Origin of the sequence: Chitinophaga sp. 180180018-3 (genome assembly GCF_037893185.1) — a bacterium.
Lineage (GTDB): Bacteria > Bacteroidota > Bacteroidia > Chitinophagales > Chitinophagaceae > Chitinophaga.
In genome coordinates, this window is the sequence record NZ_CP140772.1 from 4898446 (window position 1) to 4911074 (window position 12629).

Annotated in this window: 14 protein-coding genes; 5 read left to right on the forward strand and 9 right to left on the reverse strand. The window is 44.1% G+C overall.

The annotated features are described in order from the left end of the window. Positions 1-170: 170 nt before the first annotated feature. On the forward strand, positions 171-512 hold the full coding sequence (locus tag UNH61_RS19040; protein WP_326993574.1) for a HopJ type III effector protein: 342 nt from the start codon (positions 171-173) through the stop codon (positions 510-512). A gap of 35 nt (positions 513-547) precedes the next feature. Here UNH61_RS19040 and UNH61_RS19045 read toward each other — a convergent pair whose 3' ends face one another. The 4 genes from UNH61_RS19045 to asnA form a co-directional block, all read right to left on the reverse strand. Further along, positions 548-961: an arsenate reductase ArsC gene (locus UNH61_RS19045; RefSeq protein ID WP_326993575.1), complete on the reverse strand. Its 414-nt coding sequence runs from the start codon at positions 959-961 to the stop codon at positions 548-550. Between the two features lie 30 nt (positions 962-991). Beyond that, positions 992-1135: a hypothetical protein gene (locus UNH61_RS19050; protein WP_326993576.1), complete on the reverse strand. Its 144-nt coding sequence runs from the start codon at positions 1133-1135 to the stop codon at positions 992-994. Positions 1136-1172: 37 nt separating this feature from the next. Further along, positions 1173-1502 carry a metalloregulator ArsR/SmtB family transcription factor gene (locus tag UNH61_RS19055; RefSeq protein WP_326993577.1) on the reverse strand — a complete coding sequence of 110 codons (330 nt, stop codon included), beginning with the start codon at positions 1500-1502 and terminating at the stop codon, positions 1173-1175. Between the two features lie 117 nt (positions 1503-1619). Next, complete coding sequence (asnA, locus tag UNH61_RS19060; RefSeq protein ID WP_326993578.1) at positions 1620-2603, reverse strand: aspartate--ammonia ligase; 984 nt, start codon at positions 2601-2603, stop codon at positions 1620-1622. A 563-nt stretch (positions 2604-3166) separates the two neighbouring features. On the opposite strand from asnA, the gene hmpA reads away from it, so the two are divergent. Then, entirely contained in the window at positions 3167-4366 is a 1200-nt protein-coding gene (gene hmpA / locus UNH61_RS19065) for an NO-inducible flavohemoprotein (RefSeq protein WP_326993579.1), read from the forward strand. Between the two features lie 39 nt (positions 4367-4405). Here hmpA and UNH61_RS19070 read toward each other — a convergent pair whose 3' ends face one another. Both UNH61_RS19070 and UNH61_RS19075 read right to left on the reverse strand, forming a co-directional pair. After that, positions 4406-5467: a type VI immunity family protein gene (locus UNH61_RS19070; protein ID WP_326993580.1), complete on the reverse strand. Its 1062-nt coding sequence runs from the start codon at positions 5465-5467 to the stop codon at positions 4406-4408. Positions 5468-5491: 24 nt separating this feature from the next. Further along, positions 5492-6766: a M20 family metallopeptidase gene (locus UNH61_RS19075; RefSeq protein WP_326993581.1), complete on the reverse strand. Its 1275-nt coding sequence runs from the start codon at positions 6764-6766 to the stop codon at positions 5492-5494. 196 nt (positions 6767-6962) lie between these two features. On the opposite strand from UNH61_RS19075, the gene UNH61_RS19080 reads away from it, so the two are divergent. Beyond that, on the forward strand, positions 6963-7556 hold the full coding sequence (locus tag UNH61_RS19080) for a porin family protein (RefSeq protein ID WP_326993582.1): 594 nt from the start codon (positions 6963-6965) through the stop codon (positions 7554-7556). 45 nt (positions 7557-7601) lie between these two features. Here UNH61_RS19080 and UNH61_RS19085 read toward each other — a convergent pair whose 3' ends face one another. Beyond that, positions 7602-8474, reverse strand: a complete 873-nt coding sequence (locus UNH61_RS19085) for a helix-turn-helix domain-containing protein (protein ID WP_326993583.1) — start codon at positions 8472-8474, stop codon at positions 7602-7604. 133 nt (positions 8475-8607) lie between these two features. On the opposite strand from UNH61_RS19085, the gene UNH61_RS19090 reads away from it, so the two are divergent. Next, the gene (locus tag UNH61_RS19090; protein WP_326993584.1) at positions 8608-9468 is read left to right on the forward strand and encodes an AraC family transcriptional regulator; all 861 of its coding nucleotides are present in this window, start codon (positions 8608-8610) and stop codon (positions 9466-9468) included. A 27-nt stretch (positions 9469-9495) separates the two neighbouring features. Here UNH61_RS19090 and UNH61_RS19095 read toward each other — a convergent pair whose 3' ends face one another. Further along, positions 9496-10299, reverse strand: coding sequence for a phytanoyl-CoA dioxygenase family protein (locus UNH61_RS19095; RefSeq protein ID WP_326993585.1), 804 nt, complete (start codon positions 10297-10299; stop codon positions 9496-9498). Between the two features lie 155 nt (positions 10300-10454). Here UNH61_RS19095 and UNH61_RS19100 point away from each other — a divergent pair, with 155 nt between their 5' ends. Continuing rightward, the gene (locus UNH61_RS19100; protein WP_326993586.1) at positions 10455-11408 is read left to right on the forward strand and encodes a methylenetetrahydrofolate reductase; all 954 of its coding nucleotides are present in this window, start codon (positions 10455-10457) and stop codon (positions 11406-11408) included. Here UNH61_RS19100 and UNH61_RS19105 read toward each other — a convergent pair. Beyond that, a complete protein-coding gene (locus UNH61_RS19105) occupies positions 11397-12551 on the reverse strand; it encodes a substrate-binding domain-containing protein (protein ID WP_326993587.1) in 1155 nt (384 codons plus the stop codon). The two genes, UNH61_RS19100 and UNH61_RS19105, sit on opposite strands and share 12 nt — an antisense overlap. Positions 12552-12629 lie beyond the last annotated feature (78 nt).

Consider the following 12629-nt stretch of genomic DNA (forward strand, 5'->3'; position numbering starts at 1 on the left):
GGAAGGAACATACCTATGCGGAATGAAAAAAAAGTGTGTTTTTTACCTTTTTCTTTGTGAAGACAACTATCTAGCTCTAATACAATATTAAAAATCAGTCAATTAGAAGATTATTCGCTTTTCCCCGAAATTTCTATTTTTACACCTGCAAACAAAACATATTACACTGCATGAAAGAGCAATTAGCAACGCTGATCGGAAAATTAAAAGACAACACCATTACTTTTAAAGAAGTCATTGCATTCATCGAAAGTAAATATCATCACCAGCCTACCGCCTTTAAAAACGGTGACGCATATAATGAAGCCACGCAAAACCAGGGCAGTGCTAAAGTTTTTTCTTTCGCTCAGCTGAATAACCTGTCAAAGGAAGATACCCTTTACTTATTCGCTGAACATTACCAGTCGGTGTTACATCATCCCGACGGAGAAGACCATCAGAATATCAGGCAATTCATGACTCACGGATGGCCAGGGGTTGTTTTTGAAGGAACGGCGTTACAGGCGAAATAGTAATACGGGAAAGCATACACGAAAATAGACTTCAACTACAGATTTGCTGCTACAAAGGATCTTGCATAGTCTTTAATCAGCTGCCTGACTGTGCGGAATTGTTGCATGACTTCTTCCTCTGTTCCTGTTGCCTTAGCAGGGTCGGGAAAATTTTCATGGAATTTCTGTGCGGTGGCAGGGAAAAAAGGGCATCTCTCCTTTGCGTTATCGCAAACTGTGATGACATAATCAAACGGTATATCCTCGTACTCCGTAACATTATTAGAGGTATGTGCTGATATATCAATACCATCTTCCGCCATCGTAGCTATTGCCCGCGGATTTACGCCGTGAGTTTCAACACCGGCGCTGTAAATGGTTGCTTTATCTCCTGCAAAGTGTCTTAAATAACCTTCTGCTATCTGGCTGCGGCAGCTGTTGCCAGTGCAAAGGACCAGTATTTTTTTCATATGATATGAGATATAGAATGATGAAGATATTTATACTTTTATGGTTGTAACCGGCGTGCCGTACCACTTTTTCCAAAGCCGGAAAGCAAAGTTCACCAATGCTATCAGCGCAGGCACTTCTACCAATGGTCCGATTACTCCTACAAATGCCTGGCCTGAATTAAATGCCTGCATCCATTGTAATATTACGATATAACCGGTCAAAAAAATATCAGCAGCAATTATTCCGCGGATCAACGTCTTTAAAAAATGTGTTAAAAAGCTCTTTATACTGCTTCCATACTTTAGGATTAATGCAGTAACATACGCTGACACCTTCAATGGAGCCTTGTATGATTCCGGCAGTTTTCAGCTCTTTCAGATGTTGGGAAGTAGTGGCCTGAGCCAGACCTAATTCTTCCACCAGATCCCCGCAAACACAGGCATTTTTTTTAACCAGGTATTGCAGGATGGCAATACGGGCTGGATGCGCCAACGCCTTGGCCATAGCGGCGATTTCATTCTGCTGTTTGGTAAATAAATCTGTTTTGGTAGCGCCCATAAATCTGCATCTTTACATCGCAATATTACGATATATCTCTAAACACACAAAAATAAAAAAGACCTTAGCAGATAATACCATTATCTGCTAAGGTCCCCGGTATTATTCGTAATTCCTCTACGCTTCCGGCCATACACTCGCCTGTACATCTGCGATGTGCTTTTGCTGCATCAGCAGCATGCAAAGCCTCGACTGGCCAATACCGCCCCCCATCGACAGTGGATAGGTACTGGATAGTATGTTGCTATGGAACTCCATCTCTGCACGATGTTCACAGTTCTTTTCTTTAAGCTGCCTGCGCAGTGCAGCGGCATCTACACGGATACCCATGGAAGATATTTCCAGCGCTGCATTGAGCGCCGGGTTCCAGATAATGAGGTCGCCGTTGAGGCCAGTGTAGCCGTCATCGTTAGTGGTGGTCCAGTCATCGTAGTCAGGAGCGCGATCGTCGTGCACCTGGCTGTTGCTGAGTGGGGCACCGATGCCCATGATGAAGATCGCTCCGAACGCTTTAGCACAGGCATTTTCCCGCTCTTTGGGCGACAAATCCGGATATTGTTGCAGCAGCTCCTCGCTGTGAATGAAGTGAAGGGTTTCGGGTAAATCCAGCCCGGGTATTCCTTCTTCCTTCAGCCTGTTGTTCGTAGCCAGGAGTGCGGCATAGATAGCCTGAACTGTTTCCTTCAGATAAGCAGTGTTTCTATCTGACACGGATATACGTTTTTCCCAATCCCATTGATCCACGAAGAAGCTATGGATGGGCGAAATAACCTCATCAGGTCTGATAGCACGCATATCGGTGATAATGCCGTGGCCCGGCGTTATTTCCAGCTCATGTAAACGTTTTCTTTTCCATTTAGCGAGCGACTGAACGATTTCAACACCGCCATTTACGCCTTTCAGCTGAAAGGCTACTGGCCGTTCAATTCCATTGAGATCATCATTCAAACCTGTTCCTGATTTAACAAACAAAGGAGCTGCTACTCTTGTCAGCGATAGCTGTTTACATAACTGTGTGGAAAAATAATCCTTAATGAAGGCAATGGTTTTTTCTTTTGCCAGCAGGCTGCTTTGAGCCGCTGCTTGTGTAACGGAAGACATAAATTAAATACAGATTTTCTGTTTTGTTGATGTATGATTTAATAATTTTTATTGAAAAGTACTTTTCACGGGATAAAATTCAATAAAAAAGTTTGAAAAGTAAAATATTTTCAATTCAACTTGTTATTTTTCAGATAACCATCAAAAAATCAGAAAAAAATTCGGAAAAAATCAAAAAACATCTGTTTTTTGATAAAATAAGTAAACGGCCAGCTGGCTAATCGACCATCCCCCCTGCTGTAGAACGGCAGTGCCGTTGTCTGATAGCTATCTGATTTCAGCAAAAAATAGCACGGAGGATATCACTATTGCCACCCGTATTCTCTTTCCGCTATAAATGCCACGTTGTAACGAAGCTTGGTTTCCCCGGAGGTAATACCGGCGCATATGCCGCATAAAAGGAAACGCTTAATATGCAGGTCTTCAACATCATTTTCAGTGAAAATAAAAGATGTTTTTGTCTTTTATAATTCCAATCCTATCTTTGTGCCGCAATTGACAAATAGTTTTTTTTGTATAAATAAAGGACAAAAAAATCTTTTATTATCAAAGTTTATTATAAGATGACGACGGAACAAAAACAACTCGTAACAGCCACCGTACCAGCGCTCAGAGAGCATGGCGTATTGCTGACTACCCATTTTTACAATCGCATGTTTACCCATAATCCGGAGCTGAAACATGTATTCAACATGGGAAACCAGCAGAATGGCAAGCAACAGACTGCCCTGGCAATGGCCGTACTGGCTTATGCAGAACACATTGAAAATCCGGCAATACTGATGCCGGTATTAGACAGCATCGGACATAAACACACCAGCCTGAATATACGCCCCGAGCATTACATTATTGTGGGGAAGCACCTGCTGGCGGCCATCTCTGAAGTATTGGGCGATGCGGCCACTCCGGAGCTGATAGATGCCTGGGCGGCTGCCTATCAACAGCTGGCGGCCATCATGACTGGCCATGAGCAAAATATTTATGCTAATCAGGTGAGCAAATCTGCCGGATGGACCGGCTGGAAACCATTTATTGTAAAGCAGAAGGTAAAAGAATCCTCGGAGATCACCTCCTTCTACCTATACCCAGCCGATGGTGGCGCCGTGGCAGATTTCCTGCCGGGCCAATATATCAGCCTACAACTGTTTCTTCCTGAACTAAATCTCCTGCAACCCCGCCAGTACAGCATTTCCTGTGCCCCCAACGATAAATATTACCGCATCTCGGTGAAAAGGGAAGCAGGCGCCAGTCACCCCAACGGAATGATCTCTAACCGCCTCCACGATCATATACAGGAAGGAGATATAGTGGAATTATCAGCGCCTGCCGGCACGTTTACACTAAAGGAAAACAGCGTTCGCCCTAAAGTTTTTATCAGTGGCGGCGTAGGACTAACACCACTGATGGCCATGCTCGAAGATCTCGCCGGCAAACGGGCAGATACGCCTATTATCTGGGTGCATGGATGCCGCAATGAAGCTGTACATGCCTTCAAAGACCGTCTGAACAAATTGGTTGATTCCTATTCTAATCTCAACCATCATATTTTCTATGATCAACCGGAAATCCCCGCGCAGCATACCGGCTGGGTAGACCTTTCCGAAATCAAAGCAGATGTGTTACAGACGGATGCAGATTATTATATCTGCGGGCCTGCTCCATTTATTGCCAAACACTATGGGTTCCTGGTGGAAAACGGCGTGGATACAGCGTTTATTCATTTTGAAGAATTCGGACCTGCTTCGCTGCAGTTGAATAACTAGTGGATAGCATCTTACAAAAGGGGCTCCGGCCCCTTTTAATTATGGCTTCTTTTGAAAATGCAATTCCCAGCCATCAGCGTCTAAATAATCCTCTGTTCTCGGAACCAGCAACAGGGGCTGTAATAATGCCGCAGCATCATAGTAGGCTGCAGGCGCCTTGCCGCCATCGCCGATACCGGGCGTATCTCCGGCCTGAACAATATATCCGCCATCAGGCAGCTGATGCAGCGTAAGCGCGGGATAACGGGCAGCCTGTTCTCTGAAAGCAGCTTCGCCGCCAAGCAATGCCAGCGCCCGGTCATTGATGATATTCAGCCAGTTAATTCGTTTGAGTTGAGGAACAAAACAGTTTTTCTCCAGCGAAAAACGCCTTCCCAGCATTACAACAATACCTGGGATGCGAAAATCGAATCCGGGATGTTCGGCCAGCAGTCGATTCACTTTATGTTTCGCCTCTGTATTGCTGTAACCTTCCCATTTCACCATGGCATAACCTGCAGCTGCGGAAAAAAAACTGCCGCTTTGTAATATGCGGAATCCTTTTACCCAATCCAGCAGCGCCGCTGCGCTGGTAAAAGTACCTGGCGGCATGCAAATACCCATTTCACTCACTGTAATACCCTTGTATAGCTGCTCCTTCCCTGCCGCTATTAATTCAGCCCGGTAACCTGCAGCCAGTTCTGCATCTGCTTTTAGATTTTTTGGCGAGACAGGATGCTTACGGAGCTGGCATTCAAACGAAGCATCACCGATACCCCCTTCATCATCTTTAATTCCCACGTCGCCACGGTTGGCCAGTCTTCTCCACAGGAACGTTTGCTTTGACGCCAGGAAATCGGGCAACTGTTTCAGCGCTTTCTCCTTACTTCGTATACGCATTTCACCGGTGGTGGTGCCACCATTGTGAAAGGTGAATACCGGCCCAAGCAGCTCCAGGGCCCGATGATAAAAGTCGAGTATCAGCTCATCGTCGGTATAGTGGAAATAAATAGTCAGGTACAGACAGGGTTGCAGATATTCCTGCCAATAACGAACGGGCGGTGTGTGGTTCGTCTCTTTATAATCTCTGAACTTAAATTCATCCCAGTTACGTTGGTCCATTCGGGTTATAATTAATTATGTTGGTCAGTTTTTCAGCCTTTCAAATACCAACGAAGTAAAACGCTGAACACCTACCCTGATGCTTTCTTCATCTACCTGGAAATTCGGTGCGTGATTTCTGGCGATGATCCCTTTCTCGAAATTAGAACCACCCAAAAAGAAATAAACGCCAGGAACTTTTTGTTGAAAATAGGCAAAATCATCGTTAGAATATGGTACTTGTCCATAATCAGCAAGGACAGCATTATTTCCGTAGATTCTCTTAATGGTGTTTATTGCAGCAGTAGTTAGTTTTTCATCATTCGCTACTGTTGGGTTTTCCTGTATCATTGACACCGACAGCAATTTGTCTCCAAAACCACTCTGTTCCACTACCTGCCTCACTGTAGGAATGATGTTCTGTATATTATCCGGATTCGTTTCATAAAAACTGGCATCTAAGAAAAGTTCATCATTGCCGGCATGCTTAGTGGAATTTTCGGCCATAAATAAATAATCCTTAAAAAATGTATTAGGATTGCCGGGCCCTACCTGAGGGTCGAGGAGATATTTCAGATCCCAGGGTTTACCACCGGGTTGCACCCGGACCATTGCACTACTAATTTTATCTGTCAATGCCTTCACCTCTTCATCGGACAATTTATCTTTCAATTTGATCCTCACTCTTCTTTGATGCGCATACATTTCATTGGGCTTTACCGTTATTTGCCCAACAGACATGGGTGTTATGTGTAATCCATAAATTTCGTCGGGTTTAATTTTGTCGAACAAGCCGCTATCGACCATCCCTTTTGCACCTACAAATGTTTCTTCTGCAGGCTGAAATATAAAATATACGGTTCCATTTACGGATGCTTTATGCTTTGCCAATACATCAGCTATGCCTAATCCGATCGCTATATGTATATCATGACCGCAGCCATGTTGAACACCTTTTACTTTAGATCTGAAATCCACCTTATCGGGAAAGTTATTTGAAATGGCATCCATATCAGCACGCCAGGCTATTTTTTTGCCTTTTTTACCTCCGTTCAAAATCCCTAAAACACTATGTCCGTAGATATCCGTTCTAACCTGAAGGCCTAAGTCGAGCAAATACTGCTTTATAACTTGCTGAGTCCGCTCTTCTTTGCCTGCCAATTCGGGGTTTTCGTGGATATCTCTCCTGACTTTCACTAACCTGCTGAAAATGCTATCCGTCGTTAATTGGATGGATTCGTGTGTAAGGGTATGATCCTTTTGTTGTTGAAAGCTAACAAGGATGATGAATAGTAATGATAATAACAATGGTGTTCTCATTTCATATATTTTATTGTAATCTGTTTCTCATAACGAAATACTAAACCAAATTAATCTTTTTACTACAAATAGACACAAAGCACCCGGCCCCCAATTCCCAAAAAAGCGCCAAATAGTCCAACAATGCAAGACTAATGACCTATCCCTGATTACAATCGCCAATACCTTTGCTGCATCAAATCTTAAACACAAAAAAATGAGAAAGGTATTCTTAATGGCGGCTGTTGTTCTTGTCACAGTACAAACATCATTTGGTCAGAGCATTTTCAGAAATTTACATTTCGGACTCAAGGCGGGCGCCAATTACAGCAATTTTAACAACGCAAACTTTGACACCGAGGGTTTAACCGGATTTCATGCCGGATTAATTGTCAATTATACATTTACAGACAAATGGTCTGTTCAGGAAGAATTCCTGTACTCCACCCAGGGAGCAAAAGTAAAAAGTGGATTCTCTTTAGGAAACGAGGATCTGAAGCTCTCCTATCTTTCGGTTCCGATATTGGTAAAGTATCATTCAAAAATCGGGCTGTATGGTGAAATTGGCGGACAGGCCAATATTCTTGCAGAAGACGCAAAAAATACCGGGTTCAGTGATTTCGCGCAAAAAATTGATGGAGGTGCAGTTGCCGGATTAGGTTACCAATTCAGGAATGGCCCCGTGAAAGGCCTGGGAATAGGGGTCAGGTATTATTATGGGTTTACAGACGTCGGTAAATTCAGTTCTTCTAAAATCAACAGCGACTTCAGGAATAGTACTGTGCAGGCAAGTATTTTCTATATTTTTTAGTGAGATACCATAGCGCCAGTCCTTTTAGAAGATTGGCGCTATACTTTATTTACTCTTTCTGTATTCACTTGGAGATATCCCTTCTATACGCTTGAAATATTTTCCGAAAAAAGATTGTGAAGGAAAATTCAGCTTGTCGCTTACCTGCTGTATAGTTAAGCCGGTAGCTTTAAGCAGCGCCTTGGCTTCCAGTATCACATAGTTATCAATCCACCCGCTGGCAGACGTACCACTATTTACCTTGACCATTTTGGAAAGGTGTTTGGGCGTCAGGTGTAATTTATTAGCATAAAATTCTACGCTGCGTTCTTCCATATAATGCAGTTGTACCATATTAAGGAATCTCTCCACCAGGATCTGAGGCTTGCTTTTATGCTGTTCTTCACTCGTCCGGCGCAAATGTATATCATAACCGAAAGCATAAAAGAAGGCTTTTGTGAGGTATTTTACAATATCGATACTATATGGATTGTCTTTGTTCGCAACGGTTTTCTTTAACATCCAGTAGTATTCAGAAATTGCCTCCAGCTCACGCTCGTTTAGTGGTGTATAAGGATGCTGTTGTATTGACAGAAAAACCGGAAAGCGTTCATCGATATGCAGGCTTTCAGTAAAGCGGTGCGACATCACAATAAAAAGTGCCGAAAAATCTTCACTTACATGTTCATATTGCAATATCTGTCCGGGTAAAATAATAATCAGGGCGGGAGACCGGGTTTCAATACGTTTTAGATTGATCATCCCTTTGGTAGTGCCTTTCAGACAAATAACAGCAGTAGTAACGTCTACCTTGAACGGATGTTCGAATGTAGACAAAATGGAAGGTTTATCAATCAGAAATAAATCATTGCCTATTGAGTCGGCCTGCAGGTTATGCAACTCTTCTTTCCAGTTAAAGGGCAAAATTGATTTCTTCATATTTGCGAACGTGTCTTTAATATGTTCCAAAGGTAATTTATACCCGCCATTTTTAGCGCTGAAACCGCGATCGATATTGCAGATATTCTCAAAAAGGAATACTTTCGTTACGGGTGTTTAAAATATACGAGTAATGAAGGCCACGTTTGAATCCATTACCGCTCCTGTTGATCAGTCATTCTTTGTAAGAAAATTTGAAGAAAAACAATTCCCGGCGCCATACCATTTTCATCCGGAGTACGAACTAACATTAATACTAAACGGCACAGGCAAACGGTATGTAGGTAATCATGCAGGCGATTACACATCGGGCGACATGGTGTTGCTGGGCCCCAACCTGCCTCATTGCTGGAAAACAGATATATCTGCAGCCGAAGAAATGTCGCGTGCCATTGTAGTACACTTTAAGGATGATTGTATGGGAAAAGATTTTTTCTACAGGCCCGAATTACACCTGATTGCAACACTGTTAAAGAAAAGTGCCTATGGCCTGCATTTCACCGGCGGCATAGCAGATATCACGCAAAGCCTGGTGGCGATACACCAGGAGGTCGTTGCGTTTCAGCGAATGGTGATGCTGCTGGAGCTGCTGCAAAAAATGGCGACCAGCTCCCAATACCTGCTGCTCGACGAACAATCGGCCTACCTTTCTATGGCTTCCGGTGAAAAGGAGCGATTAAGCAATGTAATAGGTTATATAGTAGATAATTTTCAGCATAAAATTTCATTGGATATGGCCGCACAAACGGCCAACATGACGCCCAATGCATTTTGCAGGTATTTCAAAAAGGTGAATCGCAAAACATTTATGGAAGCCGTGAATGATTACAGGATCGACTACGCCAAAAAGCAGCTGTTATCAACGAGCAAGAGCATCACTGAAATCGGCTTTGAGAGCGGATTTAACGACATCTCCAATTTTCACAGGGCTTTTAAGCAACGTTTAAAAACGTCGCCCTTCAGCTATAGAAATCAATTCAGGTCCATACAGTAATTTTAAAACGGGCTGCGACTGATTTTCTTAGAGGATCAGCGGGTTAAGTTCCGAAGCTGCCGGCTCGCCTGGTTCCAGCCCCTGCAGCCAACGGTTCCTGTCATTTTCCTGGTGTTTATTCTGCGGCGATGTTACGGATGCCCCATCGGCAAAATAGATGATCGTCATCACTTCCCTGGTTACCTCACCTTTATTACCGGGCGCAGCGTGCAGGGTCCATCCGTAGTGCCAGGTAGCATCTCCAGCATGCATATATTCCGGCCGGCTGATGGCAAACCCTCTGTCATTGATAAAATGCTCCAGAATGGCGTCCGACTCATCAGATATAGGTATATTTTCCACAAAGCCCTCCTTATGCGACCCGGACGCAAAGGTCAACATACCCATATCAACGGAGATGTTTATCAACGGCATCCACATCGTTACCGTGTTATTGGTATTCAGCGGCCAGTAATACTGATCCTGGTGCCAGGGAGTTGCTCCTCCGCCGGACTCCTTATACAGTGCCTGATCGTGATAAATACGGACATTTTCCACACCCAGTAAGGTGGCAGCCACGTGGGCAAAGCGTTTCGCGAGCGTGAATTGCCGTACGGCCGCATCTACTTCCCAGAGGTTCATTATCTGCAAAAATGCCCTGCCATAGGTATCTCTCTCTGCAAGCGGGCGTGTCTCCGTATTATACCTGTAAGCAGCCGCATTAATTACATCTCTGTAACCCGCTACTTCATCGGCCGACAGCAGGTGGCGGGTAAGCACATGGCCATTGTTGCGGAACGCCTCTATCTGGCTTTCAGTTATGGTAATTGTATCATTTAAGTTAGCCATCATATTATTGACTTTTAGTCTATACAAAAGAACAATCCACTGAAAGCAAAAAAAAGGGCTGTAATATCGGAATCATGGTAAATATTATCCAATATACCGGGATTGGATATATAAGCCCCTTTTTGTTATTTTGCACGTTAATTGAATGATAAGTCGACATGAGTAGTTTAAAAAGCAAGATACTGGATGGCAGTTCCCGGGTCGTTTTCTACAGCCTGACGCCCCCTAAAGTCACCACACCGCACGAAAGGATGCTCACTATTGCCGCCAACCAGGCGGCACAGCTCAGGCACCTGGACATCGATGGGTTGATTTTGTACGACATACAGGATGAATCTTTGCGAACAGACGAAACAAGAACGTTTTCGTTTACTCCTACCATCGCTCCCGAAATATACAGCAGAGATTTTCTCCTTGATCTGCCGGTGCCCCGTATCATCTATAAAAGCATCGCTAATCAAACGAAAGACGACTTCCATCGCTGGCTGACGCAAAATAAGGAACAGGAATACATGGTGTTCGTAGGTGCCTCGTCGCACCAACAGGTGGAGGCCTCTAACTTTTCACTGGGCGACGCCTATGAGCTGAAACGGGATATAATGCCTGATCTCCTGCTGGGTGGCGTTACCATTCCGGAGCGGCATAGCAAAAAAGCAGATGAGCACCACCGGATTTTCAGGAAAATGGAGAGCGGCTGCAGCTTTTTTGTATCACAATGCGTGTATAACATCAACGATACCAAAAACCTGTTGTCTGATTATTACTACGGATCAAGGGAAAGAGCATGCGGCGTAGCTCCGATCATCTTTACACTGGCGCCCTGCGGTTCGCTGAAAACCCTGCAGTTCATGAAGTGGCTTGGGATTGAAGTACCCAACTGGCTGTACAACGATCTGAAACATGCGAAGGATATCCTGGCCTCATCTATTGATAACTGTATCAACATTGCGGGCGATATCCTGAATTATGCGGATCAGAAGAACATTCCTGTTGGCTTTAATATCGAAAGTATTTCTATTAAGAAAGAAGAAATCGAGGCGGCCCAGGAGGTACTGAAACATGTGTTGCAGCTTGCGAAGCCGGTTAAACAGGTAGCGGAATTACTTCCGTGATGAATCCCGGACAATTAGCGTTGTTTCAAGCGATTTAAGTACCGGCGCGTAACCATCTCCCTTATTAATAGCCTCCAGTAGTATATGCATGGCCGAGCGGCCAATATCAGCCACCGGCTGCTGTACGGTTGTAAGTGCAGGTTCAATCACCTCCGCGATAGGGTCGTTGCTGAAACCAACAATCCCAAGGCCGGAAGGTATCTTTATCTTTCTTTTCTTAGCCACCAGCATCAATTGAATGGCTACAGGATCGTTCACGCAAAAAACAGCATCCGGCCTGTGTTTAAGGTCCAGCAGCTTTTCAGCACAGTGAATGGCGTCTTTTTTTGAAAGGTTGCAATACACTACCATTTCTTTTTTGAAAGGAAGACCATATTTCGCCAATGCATCCTGGTAGCCCTTCAGGCGGTTATGCGTTATCCGCAATGCCGGCGGACCGCCAATATGCGCGATATTACGATAACCGCTTTTGATAAGATGCTCTACTGCCTTAAGCGCTCCTTCATAATCATTTACCAGCACCTTTGATGTATCCATTTCATCACATACCCGGTTGAAGAAAACTACCGGAATACCATGTCTTTCAAATGCTTTAAAATGATCAAATTTTTTAGTTTCCCTTGTCATGGATATCAATACGCCATCAACGCGATTAGACAGCAATACATGGGCGTTGGCTACTTCTGTTTTATACGACTCCTGCGACTGGCAGATAACTACATTATAGCCCGCTTGCGCCGCCACCTGCTGTGCACCCATGATGATAGTCGGGAAAAAATAGGTCAGAAACTCCGGAACGATAATACCAATCGTATTGCTTTTACTTTTCACCAGGCTTTTAGCCAGCAGATTGGGCTGATAGTCGAGCTGCCTGGCCATTTTCAAAACAGCCGCTCTCGTTTGCGGGTTGATATCCCCGTGTTCATGCAGTGCTCTTGATACCGTGGACTTAGATATATTCAGTGCGTTTGCGATGTCTACAATAGTGGTCATATGCTTTTTGTTCTTCGGCATATCCACGGCAGCTTCCTCCGGAAGCGTAAAATGAAAATTACAATCCTTGCAATAATAACGCTGTTTGCCCCTTACAATGCCAGATTTTGCAATCGCGTGCACCTGGTTACACCGGATACATTTTATCATTAAAACAAAACAATTTAGATCAGTAACACTAAAATAAAACGCATTTTCTTAACGCACTTTCATCAGATTCTTTCTCCC